This is a genomic window from Pseudomonas sp. PWP3-1b2, assembly GCF_049896045.1.
Taxonomy (GTDB): domain Bacteria; phylum Pseudomonadota; class Gammaproteobacteria; order Pseudomonadales; family Pseudomonadaceae; genus Aquipseudomonas; species Aquipseudomonas antarctica_B.
The window spans coordinates 39,421-55,344 of sequence record NZ_JAFCTN010000030.1; the positions used below are offsets into that span (position 1 = coordinate 39,421).

Genomic DNA, 15,924 nt, shown 5'->3' on the forward strand with positions numbered 1-15,924 from the left:
TCAGGGTAGGAAATCGTCGCCGCTCGTGGTCGTCACTCGCCAGACGATGGCCTGCCAGAGCGTGTCGAGTCGACTGTGTGCGTCTTCGAGAGAGGCGTGTGTTTCTTCCAGCTTCAGCACCCGTGGGCGTGAAAAACGCAACCGAAGCCGCTGCCAGATGGCTGGCGTGAGCCAGGCACGCAGCAGTTGCAGGGGGTCGTCGTCGGGCAGCAGCAGCGTCTCGGGTTTCAAGGCTTTGGAAATACGCAGGCACCATAGGTGCTGGGGCTCGCTGACGGTTCCGTCGATGGGGCGGTGGCAGGTGTTACCCAGCAGCGCGAGCATGTGGTTGAGCTGCTCTGTGGAGGCGAGTGCCAGGCGCAGCACGGTGGAATGCGGTGAGGGCGGCAGGCAAGGTGCGATGCCCAGCAGCCGGCTGATGCGCATGTGCCCGGCGCGGCTCAGCGCGTCCACGCTTTGTTGATCGAGCACCTGCCAGTCCGCATGCGAGTGCTGCCATGGGATGGCCCACCACTGAGCCCACGCCAGTTGTTCACTCATTCGCAGGCTGAGCGTCGACAGATGATGCCTGTGCACGCCTGCGGCTGCGCCAGAACAACCCGCCGCCCACCGCCAGCCCGGTGGCGATCAGTGAAAGTGCGACACAGGCTTGCCAGAACGCAAGGTCCTTTTCCGGAATCAGGAACGGCCCGAAATAACTCAGCCGTTGCTGCTCTGTGTAGACGGTTGCCGGTACAAAAACCACCGTCAGTTTTTGCGCGTTATCCACGGCGGTGGACATGCCGGGGATACTGCTGGCGACCATGCGGCGTACACGCGCGCGGATATTGTCGGGTTCAAGCCGTGGGTCATGCTTGATAAACACCGAGGCGGACGCCGGCTGCACCGGTTCGCCGGGCGCGACACGTTCCGGCAGCACCACGTGGACACGCGCGACGATCACGCCGTCAATGTTCGACAGGGTGGCTTCCAGCTCCTGTGACAAGGCGTAGATGTAACGGGCGCGCTCTTCCAGCGGGGTGGAGATGACGCCTTCCTTGCGAAAGGTCTGGCCCATGGTGATGCGCGCCACCTTGGGCAGCCCGGCAGCTTCCAGCGTGCGTACGGCGCGGCTGATGTCGGAGGCACTCACGCGCACTGTCACGCCCTCTTTGGCGGGGACCTTTTGTGCGCGAATGTGCTTGTCCGCCAGTTCCGCGACGACCTCGTTGGCCTCCTGTTCGGACAGCTGACGGTGCAATTCAACACTTTCACCGCAGCCGCTCAGCAGGAGTACCAGCGATAACATGAAACCCGGAGCCAGAAGACGGATCATTTTTACCTACTGCAGGTTGCTGATTTTTTCGAGGAATTGGGCCGTTTTACCGACGCTCTTGGTCAACACGGTGGTGAGCAACATGGAATCGGAAAGGTTGGCGGCGTAGTTGGCGCTGTCCTTTTCCTTGTTACCGGTACTGTAGGCGCGCAGGCCTTTGCTCATGCCGGTGGTCGACTTGATCAACTGATTGGAGACGTCAGTCAGCAGGTTGGAAGGCGACGATGCCGTCACGGGCCGCGCCGAGCTTTCCATCTGGGCACTGAAGAAACTGGCATCGTCCCGTTGCAGGTTTGACTCTTGAGTCTTAAAGGGTGTGTGCAGTGCGTCGTTACCCGACGTGAGGTTGCGTTCTATGCGCATAAAGAGCCTTCGCTAATGTTCAAGGAAGCCTCTCCTGCCGTCAGGCAGGAGAGGTTTGCGGGTCAGCGCACTGCTTCAGCGTTCTTTTTTGCTTCGTTGTTTTCGTACACCTTGTTGCTACGCTGGAAGGACTTACGTTGCATGGCATCACGCTCCTGCTCCAAGTCCTCGTTTTTGCCGCCGCCGTTGCCGATGGACGAGTTAAGAGTTTGATAGAATGAGGCAAGAGGGTTGGTTGAATCGAGCATGTTGGAAACTCCATTGTTAACGCACAAAAGATGAGTGTTTAACGCCGTTGTCTTTTGAGCGTCATTCAGTCGCTCAAAGCACCGGGGTCCCAGACTGTGTGGCACTCAGCCGTTAAAACGTTCCAGATGTTTCTCAGTAGAAACTAGGTTCATGTAGTGGGTGTTGCGGCGGCAGCAGGTATTAACTCAATGAGATGTCTAATTGTTTCATTCGATAGTACAGCGTGCGCTTGGCGATACGCAGTTCCCCGGCAACGCCATCGACGTTATGTGCATGACGACGCAAAGACTCTTCAATCAGCATTTTCTCTATTTGCTGTAAGCGGTCCTTGAAGTTGGGTTGTAAGTCTTGAGTTGGCAGCGGTGGTACTGACAGCGGTGTCAGCCCCAAGACAAAGCGTTTCGCGGTGGAGCGCAACTCTCGTACATTGCCCAGCCAGGGGTGGCATAACAACTGTTGAAGCAGTGCGTTGGAGGCCAGTGGAGGCGGGCATTTGAAGTACTCGGCTTCCTGGCGAACCATGTCCAGGAACAGCGGCACAATGCGCTCCTGTTTTTCACGCAGGGGGGAAAGCTTGATGTTGACCACATTCAGGCGGAAATACAGGTCGCGACGAAAGGTGCCTTGCTCCACCATGTCATGCAGCGACTGCTGGGCGGAGGCGATGACGCGCATGTCCACCGGGATGAAACGGGTTGAGCCCAGGCGTTCAACCCCGCGCGCCTCCAGCGCCCGCAGCAGCTTGGCTTGCAGTGACAGAGGCATGCTGTCGACTTCGTCGAGGTACAGCGTGCCCAAGTGCGCAGCTTCGATAAAGCCCGCGCGTGACTGCACGGCCCCTGTGTAAGCGCCGCTGTTGACGCCGAAGAGTTGGCCCTCCGCCAGGCTTTCGGGAATGGCTGCGCAGTTAACGGCGACGAAGTTTCCGCGTCGGCCCGACAAATGATGAATACGTTTCGCCAATGTATCTTTGCCGGTGCCCGTCTCACCCAGTAACAGGATGTCAACGTTGAGTGTGGCGGTCGTATTGAGTGTGTTCTCAATATCAGCGGCTTCAATGAACGGGGCGTCTAATTCATTTTCCTTTGGGTAGGCGGCCGACATGTTCTATCACTTCACTATGAGTGGGGCAGTGTTCAAAGAGGGGGCGCAGTAGAGCGTACTTTATTCAAGTTGTCACTGTCTTATTGCAAGATTGCATCTTATTTATAGGCGATTAGTTTGCAAGAGTGTAAGCGTGAAGTTATTCAATAGTCAGGGTCGGAAGTTGCTGTTTTTATTCGTAGGATTAAACTTAAAGTCGGTTGGAATACAGGAAGTGCTAACGTGTCGCCGCGCCAGTGCTTAACGCGCGCCCACAAAAAAGCCGATGCAATGCATCGGCTTTTTTGGTGTGCGGTGATGACCGCGGTTAACGCTTACACGTTGAAACGGAAGTGCATCACGTCGCCATCCTTGACGATATATTCCTTGCCTTCCAGGCGCCATTTACCGGCTTCCTTGGTACCGGCTTCACCCTTGTACTGGATGAAGTCGTTGTAGGCGATCACTTCGGCGCGGATGAAGCCTTTTTCGAAGTCAGTGTGGATCACACCGGCGGCCTGTGGCGCGGTGGCGCCGACCTTGACGGTCCAGGCACGGACTTCTTCGACACCGGCGGTGAAGTAGGTCTGCAAGTGCAGCATCTCGTAACCGGCGCGGATCACACGGTTCAGGCCAGGCTCTTCCAGGCCCAGGGCCTCAAGGAACATGTCTTTCTCTTCGCCGTCTTCGAGCTCGGCAATTTCTGCCTCGATCTTGTTGCACACCGGAACAACGATTGCGCCTTCTTCTTCGGCAATGGCCATGACCACGTCGAGCAGCGGGTTGTTTTCGAAACCGTCTTCAGCCACGTTGGCGATGTACATCACCGGCTTGGTGGTCAGCAGGTGGAAGCCCTTGATCACCGCCTTTTCGTCGACGCTCATGCTCTTCATCAGGCTGCGTGCCGGCTTGCCCAGGGTGAAGTGAGCGATCAACTGCTCCAGCAAGGCTTTCTGAACGACGGCGTCCTTGTCGCCGCCCTTGGCGTTACGCGTGACCTTTTGCAGTTGCTTCTCGCAGCTGTCGAGGTCGGCGAAGATCAGTTCCAGGTCGATGATCTCGATGTCGCGTTTCGGGTCGACGCTGTTGGAGACGTGAATCACGTTTTCGTCTTCGAAGCAGCGGACCACGTGAGCGATTGCATCGGTCTCACGGATGTTGGCGAGGAACTTGTTGCCCAGGCCTTCACCTTTCGAGGCGCCGGCGACCAGGCCTGCGATGTCGACGAACTCCATGGTGGTCGGCAGGATGCGCTTTGGATTCACGATGGCCGCCAGGGCGTCCAGGCGTGTATCGGGCATCGGCACGATACCGGTGTTCGGTTCGATGGTGCAGAAGGGGAAGTTCTCCGCCGCAATACCGGACTTGGTCAGGGCGTTGAACAGGGTGGATTTGCCGACGTTGGGCAGGCCGACGATGCCGCAATTGAATCCCATGGTGTTTCCCCTCGGTAAGAGTCAGGCCTTCTGGCTGTGCAGGTTTTTCATCGCGCGGTTCCATTCACCGGCGAAGATATCCGGCAGCACGCCGAGGGCAAAGTCGATGCTGGCATCGAGTTTTTCCTGTTCGGCGCGTGGCGCACGACCCAGGACGAAATTTGAAACCATACTGGCAACGCCTGGGTGGCCAATGCCGAGCCGCAGACGGTAAAACGTATTCTGATTACCCAGCTGCGCGATGATGTCGCGCAGGCCATTGTGGCCGCCATGCCCGCCGCCTTGCTTAAGCTTGGCAACGCCGGGTGGCAGGTCCAGTTCGTCATGGGCCACCAGGATTTCTTCGGGTTTTATCCGGAAGAACCCCGCAAGCGCCGCGACAGACTGGCCGCTGCGGTTCATGTAGGTGGTGGGAATCAGCAGACGAACATCCTGACCCTGGTGCGAGAAGCGCCCGGTCAGGCCAAAATACTTGCGATCGGCCACAAGGTTCACACCTTGCGCGTGGGCGATGCGCTCAACAAAAAGGGCCCCCGCGTTATGCCGGGTCTGTTCGTATTCGGCGCCTGGATTTCCCAGGCCAACGATCAGTTTAATGGCAGTCACGACAGGGGCCCTTCCTTTGGAGTTGTGGATAACATCGCCGCAACCTGGTTGCGGCGAAAGTGGACGACAGAAGCTAACTTATCCAGAGATAAACTTCGCGTTATCGCCCGCTTTCTCGCTACGTTTCGGTCCGCGATGTTTCCTCAAGCTCCGACGTTACAGAGAGAAATTACTCTGCAGCGGGTTCTTCAGCTTCGTCAGCTTCTTCGGCTACACGTGGAGCGTGGACGTTGGCAACAGCCAGGTCCTTATCGTGAGCCAGAGCAACGAACTCAACGCCTTTAGGGGCTTTGAGGTCGGACAAGTGAATGATGGTGCCGATTTCAGCGGCCGACAGGTCGACTTCGATGAACTCAGGCAGATCTTTCGGCAGGCAGCTCACTTCCAGCTCAGTGGTAGTGTGGGAAACAACGCCACCTTTCTTGACCGGTGCTTCTTCACCGATGAAGTGTACAGGCACGATAGCGGTCAGTTTCTGACCGGCTACTACGCGGATGAAGTCAGCGTGCAGCACGTGGCCTTTAGCTGGGTGGCGCTGCAGAGCCTTGATGATGACGTTCTGCTTTTTGCCACCGACGTTCAACTCGATGATGTGGCTGTAGGCCGCGTCGTTTTCGAGCAGTTTGGCGATTTCTTTGGCCAGCATGCTGATGGATTCAGGGGCTTTTTCGCCACCGTAAACTACAGCTGGAACCAGGCTTGCGAGACGACGCAGGCGGCGGCTCGCACCTTTCCCCAGGTCGGAACGCGCTTCAGCATTCAGAGTAAAATCGTTCATGTTGTATCTCCAAAATAACCACATTCGCCCTAGCGTTTGCGACCAGCGCTAAAGGCGATATGGGCAAAAAAGCCCCGCCCCGGCAAAATGCTGGGGCGGGGCGCTTTTCGTCAGTGAGGTGTACCGAAGGTTTGACCCTTAACGGAACATCGCGCTGATCGATTCTTCGTTGCTGATGCGGCGAACCGCTTCGGCAACTACCGGTGCGATATCCAGTTGACGGATACGCGAACAGGCTTGAGCTGCTGCGGACAACGGGATGGTGTTGGTCACCACCAGTTCGTCCAGCATGGAATTCTCGATGTTCTCGATCGCTCGGCCCGACAGCACAGGGTGTGTGCAGTAGGCGAAGACTTTTGCTGCACCGTGCTCTTTCAAGGCTTTGGCCGCGTGGCACAGGGTGCCGGCGGTGTCGACCATGTCATCAACCAGAATACAGGTACGCCCTTCGACATCACCGATGATATGCATCACTTCAGAGTGATTGGCTTTTTCACGGCGTTTGTCGATGATCCCGAGATCAACGCCCAGGGATTTGGCAACAGCCCGTGCACGCACGACGCCACCAATGTCCGGGGACACGATCATCAGGTTTTCAAAGCGCTGGTCTTCGATGTCGTCCACCAATACCGGGGAGCCGTAGATGTTATCTACTGGAATATCGAAGAAACCCTGGATTTGGTCAGCGTGCAGGTCAACCGTGAGAACACGGTCGATACCTACCACGGTCAGCATATCGGCAACGACTTTCGCGCTGATAGCCACACGTGCGGAACGCGGACGGCGATCCTGACGGGCATAACCAAAGTAGGGGATTACAGCTGTGATTCGAGTCGCTGAGGAGCGGCGGAAGGCATCAGCCATCACGACGAGTTCCATCAGGTTATCGTTGGTCGGAGCGCAAGTCGGCTGAATAATGAAGACATCTTTACCGCGGACGTTTTCATTGATCTCTGCTGTAATTTCGCCGTCGGAGAATTTACCGACAGAGATGTCACCGAGAGGGATATGCAGCTGACGTACGACACGTCGAGCCAGATCGGGGTTAGCGTTCCCCGTAAAGACCATCATCTTGGACACGCGCAGTACCTAGAGGCTGAGGGTAACCTGGATGAGTATTAGAAAATGGCAGGGGCGGCTGGATTCGAACCAACGCATGGCAGGATCAAAACCTGCTGCCTTACCGCTTGGCGACGCCCCTGTATTTGATGCAACGAGTGCCTAACACTCGATTCCTTTTAGAGCAGACTTTGCAGCTTGCGATGCAACATCGAAACGTTGCTTCCCTTTGCTACAAACCCTGTAAGGGTCTCTGTAAGAAGGGCCGAGACTTTATCAGCTTCAGCTTTGCTTGGGAAGCCCCCAAACACACAACTTCCAGTTCCGGTTAATTTTGCTTCGGTAAATTTACCTAACAAATTCAAAGCGTTACGTACTTCTGGATAACGCCTTGCTACAACCGATAAGCAGTCATTTCGACTGTTTCCCTTGGGAACGGGGCGCACTTTAATGGGAGGAGTGTTACGTGTCAACAGTGGATCTGAAAAAATTTCTGCTGTACTTACAGATACTTGCGGAACAAGCACGACATACCACGGCTCTTCGGGGTATTCGGGGCTGAGTTTCTCCCCCACGCCCTCGGCAAAAGCCGCGTGCCCACGCACGAAAACCGGCACGTCGGCGCCCAGCGTCAGGCCCAGCGCAGCCAGGCGATCAAGGTCCCAGCTCAGCTGCCACAAGTGGTTCAGGCCGAGCAGCGTGGTCGCGGCATTTGAACTGCCGCCACCGATGCCGCCGCCCATGGGCAGGATTTTATCGATCCAGATATCGATGCCGAGCGAGCAACCGGATTGCGCCTGAAGTTTTTTTGCCGCCTTCACAATCAGGTTGCTGTCGTGGGGCACGCCTTCAAATTCGGTGTGCAGCTTGATCACGCCATCGCCGCGTAGGGTGAAGGTCAGTTCATCGCCGTAGTCGAGAAATTGAAACAGCGTCTGCAACTCGTGGTAGCCGTCTTCACGGCGACCCAGAATATGCAGCATCAAATTGAGTTTGGCCGGGGAGGGCAGGGTCAGGGTGGTAACGGTCACGTTATTGCCCCAGCTTGCGCGGTTGCCAGTCCTTGATCACCAGCGTGACGTCCAGGTCGGTGCCGTGCAGCTTGATGCGCTCGGGCAGCCAGTAACTGCCTTGCTGCACGTAGCTCAGGTATTCGACCTGCCAGCCATCCTGTTCCAGGGTGGCCAGGCGGCTGTCACCGTTGAGGCTTAGACGACTTTTGCTGTCCGGCGCGGGCAAGCCGCGTACCCACCAGACCAGGTGCGAAACCGGCAGCTTCCAGCCCATTTGCTGTTCCAGCAGCTCTTCCGGCGAGGCTGCTTCATAGCGGCCCTGATTGGCGACTTCAAGGCTCACCTGGCCCGGGCGACCGGTCAGGCGAGCTGCGCCGCGGCCCAGTGGACCGGACAGGCGAATGTCGTAATAGTCCTGGCGTTGCAGCCAAAACAAGGTGCCACTGCCGGAGTCTTTCGGCGCGCGAACCCCGACCTTGCCCTCGATCTGCCAGCCATCAATGCTGCTGAGCTGATCTTTGTGCTGCTTCCATTGCGCCGGGTTGCCCTGGCCTTCAACGGATTCACGGCTGCCGGTGCCCGCGCAACCGGCGAGCAGGGCGATAAAACCAAATACGATTACATGGCGCAAAAACATAAGCTTAAGGGGTCTCGGATCCGGTCAGGCGCTTGATGGTGCCGCGCAGGATTGGGCTGTCGGGTTGTTCCTTGAGGAATTTTTCCCAGATTTGTCGTGCTTCACGCTGCTTGCCATTGGCCCAGAGCACTTCGCCCAGGTGTGCAGCGACTTCCTGATCGGGAAAGCGCTCCAGCGCCTGGCGCAGCAAGCGTTCGGCTTCGTCCAGGTTGCCCAGGCGGTAATTCACCCAGCCCAGGCTGTCGAGGACGGCCGGGTCTTCCGGGTTCAACTTGTGGGCTTGCTCGATCAGTACCTTGGCTTCGGCGTAACGCGTCGTGCGGTCAGACAGGGTGTAACCCAAAGCGTTCAGCGCCATGGCGTTGTCCGGGTCGCGCTTGATGATCAGGCGCAGGTCTTTTTCCATCTGCGCCAGGTCATTGCGTTTTTCCGCCTGCATCGCGCGGGTGTACAACAGGTTCAAATCGTCAGGGTATTGCAGCAAGGCCTGTTGCAGTACCTTCCAGGCGCGGTCGCCCTGTTTGTTCGCCGACAGGGTTTCCGCCTGGATCAGGTAAAGCTGGATCGCATAGTCCGGTTCGGCGTCGCGCGCCGCAGCCAGGCGTTTTTCCGCCTCGTCGGTGCGACCGTTGCTCATCAGGATGTCCGCCTGGCGCAACTGCGCCGGCAGGTAATCATTGCCGGGGCCGACCTTGGCGTATTCGAGCAAGGCGCCTTGCGGGTCGTTGCGCTCCTCGGCGATACGGCCAAGGTTCAAGTGCGCCGAGTCCACATGGCTTTCACGCTGGATCAGCTCTTCCAGGTAACCCTTGGCCTCGTCCCAGGCTTTGGCTTCCAGGCACACCAGCGCCAGGGAGTAACGCAATTCGTCGTCGTCCGGGTATTGCTGGACCAGGTTGGCGAACTGCACCTTGGCGTCCGCCATGCGGTCCTGCTCCACCAGCATGCGCGCGTACGTCAGGCGCAGGCGCTTGTCTTCCGGGTACTTCTTGATGCTTTTTTCCAGCAGTGGAATCGCTTCCTTGCCGCGATTGAGGTTCTGCAGCAAGCGTGCGCGCAGCAAAATCGGCGCGATCTCGCCGTCTTCCGGCGGGTTCTGCTCCAGCAGTTTCAGCGCGGCGTCGGCTTCGTCGTCCTGTTGCAACAGCAAAGCCTTGCCGAAAATCAGTTGGCTGTTCTTCGGGTGTTTTTGCAGCAGGCGGTCGAAGCTCTTCATCAACCCGTTGCGCGTGTCCTGGTCGGTGTCGGCGGCCGACAGCGCAAGGAAATCGAAATGCGTGTCGCCCTTGCCCTGCAAGACTTTCTCCATGTAGACCATGGAATCGTCATAGCGCCCGGCGCGTGCCAGTTGAACAGCAGCGGCGCGTTGCGCTTCAAGATCGTCCGGCGCGTTTTTCGCCCAGATCAGCGACGTATCCAGGGCAGCCTGGTCGGCGCCCAAATACTCGGCGATGCGAAACGCCCGCTCCGAAATGCCCGGATCCTGGGTGTTGATGGCCTGGGTCACGTAGTTATCCAGGGCAATGTCGAAACGATTGCGCTGGCCGGCCAATTCGGCAGTCAGCAGGCTGTAGACCGTTTCTTCACTGAACGAGGAATAAACCTTGGGCTTTTCAGGGGCGGGGGTGCTGTCTTCTACCGGCGGCGTACCGTCCGGCGACACGGGGGCCATGGCCTGGCAGCCGCTGAGGAAGACAAAAGCGAGGAGCAACGCGGAAGATCTATTCATATAGGAAGAGGACGACTAACCTGCGGTCGGATCATCATGACACAAGCCTTCGGCCAAACATAACCGAGTCTCAGTGGATGCCTTATAGGCACAAGGTATTAGGACAATAGCCTACGGTGGTTGTTCTGAATCATTCGAAGTAGGACAATTGTCGGCTTCCCGACATCATCAGCGATATTGAATGGCCTTCCTTGCACTCGGTATTAACCACAAGACTGCCTCCGTCGACGTGCGCGAGCGCGTGGCGTTTACGCCAGAGCAGTTGGTTGAGGCCTTGCAGCAGCTCTGCCGGATCACCGACAGCCGCGAAGCTGCGATCCTTTCGACCTGCAATCGCAGTGAGCTTTATATAGAGCAGGAACATCTTTCAGCGGATGTGGTACTGCGCTGGCTGGCCGATTTCCACCATTTGAGCCTCGACGAGCTGCGTTCGTGCGCTTATGTGCACGAAGAGGATGCGGCAGTTCGTCACATGATGCGCGTCGCCTCAGGCCTTGATTCGCTGGTGTTGGGTGAACCGCAGATTCTTGGCCAGATGAAATCCGCCTACGCCGTGGCTCGCGAGGCCGGCACCGTCGGGCCGCTGCTGGGCCGGCTGTTCCAGGCCACGTTCAACTCCGCCAAGCAAGTGCGTACCGACACCGCCATCGGTGAAAACCCGGTGTCCGTAGCGTTTGCAGCCGTCAGCCTGGCCAAACAGATTTTCAGTGACTTGCAGCGCAGCCAGGCCTTGCTGATCGGTGCCGGTGAAACCATCACCCTCGTCGCCCGTCACCTGCATGACCTCGGCGTGAAGCGTATCGTGGTTGCCAACCGCACGCTGGAACGCGCGAGCATCCTTGCCGAGCAGTTCGGCGCCCATGCCGTGCTGCTGTCGGACATCCCGGCGGAGCTGGTGCGCAGCGATATCGTGATCAGTTCCACCGCGAGCCAGTTGCCGATCCTCGGCAAGGGCGCGGTGGAAAGCGCCCTGAAGTTGCGCAAGCATAAGCCGATCTTCATGGTGGACATCGCCGTTCCCCGCGATATCGAGCCAGAAGTCGGCGAGTTGGACGACGTTTACCTCTATAGCGTCGACGATCTGCACGAAGTGGTCGCCGAAAACCTCAAGAGTCGCCAGGGCGCCGCCCAGGCCGCCGAGGAAATGGTCAGCACCGGCGCCGAAGATTTTATGGTGCGCCTGCGTGAATTGGCCGCGGTGGACGTGCTCAAGGCCTATCGTCAGCAGGGCGAACGCCTGCGTGACGAGGAATTGCTGAAGGCCCAGCGGTTGCTGGCCAATGGCAGCAGCGCAGAAGAGGTGTTGATGCAACTGGCCCGTGGCCTGACCAACAAATTGCTCCATGCACCCAGCGTGCAGCTTAAAAAGTTGACTGCCGAAGGCCGCCTCGATGCGCTGGCCATGGCCCAGGAACTCTTTGCCCTCGGTGAGGGGGCGTCAGAAAGCTCTTCGGATAAAAAACCGCAATGAAAGCGTCACTGCTCAATAAACTGGACGTGCTCCAGGACCGTTTCGAAGAACTGACCGCCTTGCTCGGCGATGGCGAAGTCATCTCCGATCAAACCAAGTTCCGCACCTATTCCAAGGAGTACGCGGAAGTTGAGCCGATTGTGACCACCTACAGCCAGTGGCTCAAAACCCAGGCCGACCTCGAAGGCGCCCAGGCGCTGCTCAAGGACAGCGACCCGGACATGCGCGAAATGGCCGTGGAAGAAGTCCGTGAGGCCAAGGAAAAGCTGATAGAGCTGGAAGGCGACCTGCAGCGCATGTTGCTGCCCAAAGACCCTAACGACGGGCGCAACGTGTTCCTCGAAATTCGCGCCGGCACCGGTGGCGACGAGGCCGCGATTTTCTCCGGCGACCTGTTCCGCATGTATTCGCGCTACGCCGAGCGTCGCGGCTGGCGCGTCGAAATTCTTTCCGAAAACGAAGGCGAGCACGGCGGCTATAAAGAAGTCATCGCGCGGGTGGAAGGCGACAACGTCTACGGCAAGCTCAAGTTCGAGTCTGGCGCGCACCGCGTGCAGCGGGTTCCGGCGACCGAATCCCAGGGCCGTATCCACACGTCCGCGTGCACTGTGGCCGTGTTGCCCGAGCCGGACGAGCAGGAAGCCATCGAGATCAACCCGGCGGACTTGCGTGTCGACACCTACCGCTCATCGGGCGCCGGTGGCCAGCACGTTAACAAGACCGATTCGGCGATTCGTATCACCCACTTGCCGTCCGGCATCGTGGTGGAGTGCCAGGAAGAACGCTCCCAGCACAAGAACCGTGCGCGGGCCATGTCCTGGCTGTCGGCCAAGCTCAATGACCAGCAGACCAGCGCCGCCGCCAACGCGATCGCCAGCGAACGTAAATTGCTGGTGGGTTCGGGCGACCGCTCCGAGCGCATTCGCACGTACAACTTCGCCCAGGGCCGGGTCACCGACCACCGGGTCAACCTCACCCTTTATTCTCTCGACGAGATTCTCGCCGGCGGCGTGGATGCGGTGATCGAGCCCTTGCTCGCCGAATACCAGGCCGATCAACTCGCGGCGATTGGTGAATAAACAGGTGAATAAATGACCATTATCGCCAGCCTGTTGCGCGCCGCCGACCTGCCGGACTCGCCTACCGCGCGTCTGGACTTGGAATTGTTGCTCGCCGCTGCCTTGGGCAAACCGCGCAGCTACTTGCACACCTGGCCGGAAAAAATCGTCAGCAGCGAACATGCGCTGACGTTTGCTGGCTACTTGCAGCGCCGCCGCAGCGGTGAACCGGTGGCCTATATCCTCGGCCAGCAAGGCTTCTGGAAGCTGGACCTGGAGGTCGCGCCGCACACACTGATTCCACGCCCGGACACCGAGTTGCTGGTGGAAGCCGCGCTGGAATTGTTGCCGGCCACCTCGACTCACGTCCTCGACCTGGGCACTGGCAGCGGCGCAATCGCCTTGGCCCTCGCCAGCGAGCGCCCGGCCTGGCAAGTAACGGCCGTCGACCGCGTGATGGAAGCGGTGGCGTTGGCCGAACGCAATCGCCAACGCCTGCACCTGAAAAACGCCACGGTGCTGAACAGCCACTGGTTCAGTGCCCTGAAAGGCCAAACCTTCGACCTGATCATCAGCAACCCGCCGTACATCGCCGACAACGATCCGCACCTGGTTGCCGGTGATGTGCGTTTTGAACCGGCGAGCGCGCTGGTGGCGGGCCACGATGGTTTGGACGACCTGCGCGTGATCACTGCGCAAAGCCCGGCCCATTTGAATGCCGGTGGCTGGTTGCTGCTCGAGCACGGTTACGACCAGGCGGCGGCGGTGCGTGATTTGTTATCGGCGCAGGGCTTTGAAGACGTCCACAGCCGCATCGACCTGGGTGGTCACGAACGCATTACGCTGGGACGCCACCCGTGCTGACCGACAGGGAGCTGTTGCGCTATAGCCGACAGATTCTGTTGCAGCATGTCGACATCGACGGCCAGTTGCGCCTTAAACACAGCCGCGCGCTGATCATCGGCCTCGGTGGCCTGGGCGCGCCAGTCGCACTCTATTTGGCCGCCGCCGGTGTGGGCGAGTTGCACGTGGCTGACTTCGACACCGTTGACCTGACCAACCTGCAACGCCAGATCATCCATGACACCGATAGCGTCGGGCAGACCAAGGTCGATTCGGCCCTGCGCCGCCTGACCGCGATCAACCCTGAAATCACCCTGGTTGCCCATCGCAGCGCACTGGATGCCGACGCACTCGCGGCAGCCGTGGCGGCGGTGGACGTGGTGCTTGATTGCAGCGACAACTTTGCCACCCGCGAAGCCGTCAACGCCGCGTGTGTGGCCGCCGGCAAGCCATTGATCAGTGGCGCTGCCATTCGCCTTGAAGGCCAGTTGTCGGTGTTCGACCCGCGCCGCGCCGACAGCCCGTGTTATCGCTGTTTATACGGGCACGGCAGCGACACCGAACTCACCTGCAGCGAAGCCGGCGTGGTCGGCCCCCTGGTGGGCCTGGTCGGCAGCCTGCAAGCCCTGGAAGCCTTGAAGCTGCTGGCGGGTTTTGGCGAACCGCTGGTGGGCCGGCTGTTGCTGATCGATGCCCTGACCACCCGTTTTCGCGAGCTGCGCGTCAAGCGCGACCCAGGTTGCAGCGTGTGCGGGACGCAGCATGGTTAAGGATGCGCCCATCGGTGTGTTCGACTCCGGCGTCGGCGGCTTGTCGGTGCTGGATGAAATCCAACAGTTACTGCCCCATGAATCCCTGTTGTACGTGGCCGACGGCGGGCATATCCCCTACGGCGAGAAAACCCCGGCTTTCATTCTTCAGCGCTCGCGGTTGGTCGCCGAGTTTTTCCGCGAGCGTGGCGCCAAGGCTTTTGTGATTGCCTGCAACACCGCAACCGTCGCTGCCGTCGCGGATTTGCGCCTGGACTATCCCGACTGGCCGTTGGTGGGCATGGAGCCCGCCGTCAAACCTGCTGCAGCCGCCACCCGCAGTGGCGTGGTCGGCGTACTGGCTACCACCGGCACCCTGCAAAGCGCCAAGTTCGCCGCCTTGCTCGACCGCTTTGCCACCGATGTGCGCGTCATCACCCAGCCGTGCCCCGGCCTGGTGGAGTTGATCGAAACCGGCGACCTGCGCAGCCCCGCGTTGCGCCAGATGTTGCAGGGTTACGTCGAACCGCTGCTCAGTGCCGGTTGCGACACCATTATCCTGGGCTGCACCCATTACCCCTTCCTCAAGCCGCTGCTGGCGCAGATGCTTCCCCCAAGCATCATCCTGATCGACACCGGCGCCGCCGTGGCGCGTCAGCTCAAGCGTTTACTGGGCGAGCGCGACCTCCTGGCGACTGCCGATCCCGCGCCCGCACAGTTCTGGACCAGCGGCGATCCCGACCACCTCAGAAATATCCTACCCACACTGTGGAAATACCCGGGCATTGTGCGAAGCTTTGCCGTGTGAAAAAAACGTGAAAAACCGGCGTTATCCGTTGGAACTTCCGTCTATGCGCCAGCTTCTATAGCGAGTTAGCCTGCATAAACCATAAAACTTCGTTTTCAAGGGATTGTTTCATATGACGCGCTTGTTCTGTTTGGCTGCGATTGCAGCCGTTGTAGTGGGACACTCTATTTCGGCCCAGGCGGCTGGCTTGGAACTGGGTGTGGGGAGCACCAGCAATTCGACCATGACCTATCGTCTGGGGCTGACCTCGGACTGGGATAAAAGCTGGATGCAAAGCAATGTCGGTCGACTGACTGGCTACTGGAGCGGCGCCTACACTTTTTGGGACGGTGACCAGCGCGCAAGCGTCAGCAGCCTGTCGTTCTCGCCTGTGTTTGTGTATGAGTTTGCCGGCGGGAAGGTCAAGCCGTACATCGAGGCGGGGATCGGCGTGGCGGTGTTCTCGCGCACGCAGGTCGAAGACAACAACATTGGCCAGGCTTTTCAGTTCGAAGACCGGTTTGGCTTTGGTCTGCGTTTTGCTGGTGGGCATGAAGTCGGTATTCGTGCGACGCACTATTCCAACGCAGGCATCAGCAGTAACAACGATGGGGTAGAGAGCTACGCGCTGCATTACACAATGCCGCTGTAAATCTAAAGCCCTGTACAAAACCAATGTGGGAGCTGGCTTGCCTGCGATACAAGCACCTCGGTCTATACGTTACACCGAGGTGATGCGATCGCAGGC

Annotated in this window: 18 protein-coding genes and 1 tRNA gene; 6 read left to right on the forward strand and 13 right to left on the reverse strand. The window is 58.9% G+C overall.

The annotated features are described in order from the left end of the window. The 13 genes from ACP7A2_RS19075 to ACP7A2_RS19135 all read right to left on the reverse strand — a co-directional run bounded on the left by ACP7A2_RS19075 (position 1) and on the right by ACP7A2_RS19135 (position 10,268). On the reverse strand, positions 1-540 hold the full coding sequence (locus tag ACP7A2_RS19075; RefSeq protein ID WP_375066067.1) for a type III secretion protein: 540 nt from the start codon (positions 538-540) through the stop codon (positions 1-3). Beyond that, positions 533-1,315 carry a type III secretion system inner membrane ring lipoprotein SctJ gene (sctJ, locus tag ACP7A2_RS19080; protein ID WP_426135452.1) on the reverse strand — a complete coding sequence of 261 codons (783 nt, stop codon included), beginning with the start codon at positions 1,313-1,315 and terminating at the stop codon, positions 533-535. The genes ACP7A2_RS19075 and sctJ overlap by 8 nt, the downstream gene beginning before the upstream one ends. Before the next feature lie 6 nt (positions 1,316-1,321). After that, complete coding sequence (locus ACP7A2_RS19085) at positions 1,322-1,678, reverse strand: hypothetical protein (protein WP_426135453.1); 357 nt, start codon at positions 1,676-1,678, stop codon at positions 1,322-1,324. 62 nt (positions 1,679-1,740) lie between these two features. After that, entirely contained in the window at positions 1,741-1,926 is a 186-nt protein-coding gene (locus ACP7A2_RS19090; protein ID WP_426135454.1) for a type III secretion effector protein, read from the reverse strand. Positions 1,927-2,107: 181 nt separating this feature from the next. Next, positions 2,108-3,031 carry a sigma 54-interacting transcriptional regulator gene (locus tag ACP7A2_RS19095; protein WP_426135455.1) on the reverse strand — a complete coding sequence of 308 codons (924 nt, stop codon included), beginning with the start codon at positions 3,029-3,031 and terminating at the stop codon, positions 2,108-2,110. Between the two features lie 314 nt (positions 3,032-3,345). Continuing rightward, the gene (ychF, locus tag ACP7A2_RS19100) at positions 3,346-4,446 is read right to left on the reverse strand and encodes a redox-regulated ATPase YchF (RefSeq protein WP_348058703.1); all 1,101 of its coding nucleotides are present in this window, start codon (positions 4,444-4,446) and stop codon (positions 3,346-3,348) included. 21 nt (positions 4,447-4,467) lie between these two features. After that, a complete protein-coding gene (pth, locus tag ACP7A2_RS19105) occupies positions 4,468-5,052 on the reverse strand; it encodes an aminoacyl-tRNA hydrolase (RefSeq protein WP_375066074.1) in 585 nt (194 codons plus the stop codon). Positions 5,053-5,221: 169 nt separating this feature from the next. Continuing rightward, positions 5,222-5,830, reverse strand: a complete 609-nt coding sequence (locus tag ACP7A2_RS19110; protein ID WP_426135456.1) for a 50S ribosomal protein L25/general stress protein Ctc — start codon at positions 5,828-5,830, stop codon at positions 5,222-5,224. Positions 5,831-5,968: 138 nt separating this feature from the next. Continuing rightward, positions 5,969-6,910 carry a ribose-phosphate pyrophosphokinase gene (locus ACP7A2_RS19115; RefSeq protein WP_003208392.1) on the reverse strand — a complete coding sequence of 314 codons (942 nt, stop codon included), beginning with the start codon at positions 6,908-6,910 and terminating at the stop codon, positions 5,969-5,971. A gap of 46 nt (positions 6,911-6,956) precedes the next feature. Beyond that, positions 6,957-7,031: transfer RNA gene (locus tag ACP7A2_RS19120), tRNA-Gln, on the reverse strand. A 37-nt stretch (positions 7,032-7,068) separates the two neighbouring features. Further along, complete coding sequence (gene ispE, locus ACP7A2_RS19125) at positions 7,069-7,872, reverse strand: 4-(cytidine 5'-diphospho)-2-C-methyl-D-erythritol kinase (protein ID WP_426135485.1); 804 nt, start codon at positions 7,870-7,872, stop codon at positions 7,069-7,071. Between the two features lie 49 nt (positions 7,873-7,921). Continuing rightward, positions 7,922-8,539 carry a lipoprotein insertase outer membrane protein LolB gene (gene lolB, locus ACP7A2_RS19130; RefSeq protein ID WP_426135457.1) on the reverse strand — a complete coding sequence of 206 codons (618 nt, stop codon included), beginning with the start codon at positions 8,537-8,539 and terminating at the stop codon, positions 7,922-7,924. Positions 8,540-8,543: 4 nt separating this feature from the next. Next, positions 8,544-10,268, reverse strand: a complete 1,725-nt coding sequence (locus tag ACP7A2_RS19135) for a tetratricopeptide repeat protein (RefSeq protein ID WP_426135458.1) — start codon at positions 10,266-10,268, stop codon at positions 8,544-8,546. A 181-nt stretch (positions 10,269-10,449) separates the two neighbouring features. Here ACP7A2_RS19135 and hemA point away from each other — a divergent pair, with 181 nt between their 5' ends. The 6 genes from hemA to ACP7A2_RS19165 all read left to right on the forward strand — a co-directional run bounded on the left by hemA (position 10,450) and on the right by ACP7A2_RS19165 (position 15,828). Beyond that, positions 10,450-11,739 carry a glutamyl-tRNA reductase gene (gene hemA, locus ACP7A2_RS19140; protein WP_426135459.1) on the forward strand — a complete coding sequence of 430 codons (1,290 nt, stop codon included), beginning with the start codon at positions 10,450-10,452 and terminating at the stop codon, positions 11,737-11,739. Continuing rightward, entirely contained in the window at positions 11,736-12,818 is a 1,083-nt protein-coding gene (gene prfA / locus ACP7A2_RS19145; RefSeq protein WP_426135460.1) for a peptide chain release factor 1, read from the forward strand. The genes hemA and prfA overlap by 4 nt, the downstream gene beginning before the upstream one ends. Before the next feature lie 12 nt (positions 12,819-12,830). After that, complete coding sequence (gene prmC / locus ACP7A2_RS19150; RefSeq protein ID WP_426135461.1) at positions 12,831-13,661, forward strand: peptide chain release factor N(5)-glutamine methyltransferase; 831 nt, start codon at positions 12,831-12,833, stop codon at positions 13,659-13,661. Further along, positions 13,655-14,410, forward strand: a complete 756-nt coding sequence (locus ACP7A2_RS19155) for a molybdopterin-synthase adenylyltransferase MoeB (RefSeq protein ID WP_426135462.1) — start codon at positions 13,655-13,657, stop codon at positions 14,408-14,410. Before prmC ends, ACP7A2_RS19155 begins: the two co-directional genes overlap by 7 nt. Next, positions 14,403-15,197: a glutamate racemase gene (gene murI, locus ACP7A2_RS19160; RefSeq protein ID WP_426135463.1), complete on the forward strand. Its 795-nt coding sequence runs from the start codon at positions 14,403-14,405 to the stop codon at positions 15,195-15,197. Before ACP7A2_RS19155 ends, murI begins: the two co-directional genes overlap by 8 nt. Positions 15,198-15,309: 112 nt before the next feature. Beyond that, the gene (locus ACP7A2_RS19165) at positions 15,310-15,828 is read left to right on the forward strand and encodes an acyloxyacyl hydrolase (RefSeq protein WP_426135464.1); all 519 of its coding nucleotides are present in this window, start codon (positions 15,310-15,312) and stop codon (positions 15,826-15,828) included. Positions 15,829-15,924 lie beyond the last annotated feature (96 nt).

Excerpts from the sequence above, each read along its gene's own strand:
- ACP7A2_RS19075 (WP_375066067.1), bottom strand. The coding sequence starts at position 540 with ATGAGTGAACAACTGGCGTGGGCTCAGTGGTGGGCCATCCCATGGCAG.
- sctJ (WP_426135452.1), bottom strand. The coding sequence starts at position 1,315 with ATGATCCGTCTTCTGGCTCCGGGTTTCATGTTATCGCTGGTACTCCTG.
- ACP7A2_RS19085 (WP_426135453.1), bottom strand. The coding sequence starts at position 1,678 with ATGCGCATAGAACGCAACCTCACGTCGGGTAACGACGCACTGCACACA.
- ACP7A2_RS19090 (WP_426135454.1), bottom strand. The coding sequence starts at position 1,926 with ATGCTCGATTCAACCAACCCTCTTGCCTCATTCTATCAAACTCTTAAC.
- ACP7A2_RS19095 (WP_426135455.1), bottom strand. The coding sequence starts at position 3,031 with ATGTCGGCCGCCTACCCAAAGGAAAATGAATTAGACGCCCCGTTCATT.
- ychF (WP_348058703.1), bottom strand. The coding sequence starts at position 4,446 with ATGGGATTCAATTGCGGCATCGTCGGCCTGCCCAACGTCGGCAAATCC.
- ACP7A2_RS19110 (WP_426135456.1), bottom strand. The coding sequence starts at position 5,830 with ATGAACGATTTTACTCTGAATGCTGAAGCGCGTTCCGACCTGGGGAAA.
- ispE (WP_426135485.1), bottom strand. The coding sequence starts at position 7,872 with ATGCTGCATATTCTGGGTCGCCGTGAAGACGGCTACCACGAGTTGCAG.
- lolB (WP_426135457.1), bottom strand. The coding sequence starts at position 8,539 with ATGTTTTTGCGCCATGTAATCGTATTTGGTTTTATCGCCCTGCTCGCC.
- ACP7A2_RS19135 (WP_426135458.1), bottom strand. The coding sequence starts at position 10,268 with ATGAATAGATCTTCCGCGTTGCTCCTCGCTTTTGTCTTCCTCAGCGGC.
- hemA (WP_426135459.1), top strand. The coding sequence starts at position 10,450 with ATGGCCTTCCTTGCACTCGGTATTAACCACAAGACTGCCTCCGTCGAC.
- prfA (WP_426135460.1), top strand. The coding sequence starts at position 11,736 with ATGAAAGCGTCACTGCTCAATAAACTGGACGTGCTCCAGGACCGTTTC.
- prmC (WP_426135461.1), top strand. The coding sequence starts at position 12,831 with ATGACCATTATCGCCAGCCTGTTGCGCGCCGCCGACCTGCCGGACTCG.
- murI (WP_426135463.1), top strand. The coding sequence starts at position 14,403 with ATGGTTAAGGATGCGCCCATCGGTGTGTTCGACTCCGGCGTCGGCGGC.
- ACP7A2_RS19165 (WP_426135464.1), top strand. The coding sequence starts at position 15,310 with ATGACGCGCTTGTTCTGTTTGGCTGCGATTGCAGCCGTTGTAGTGGGA.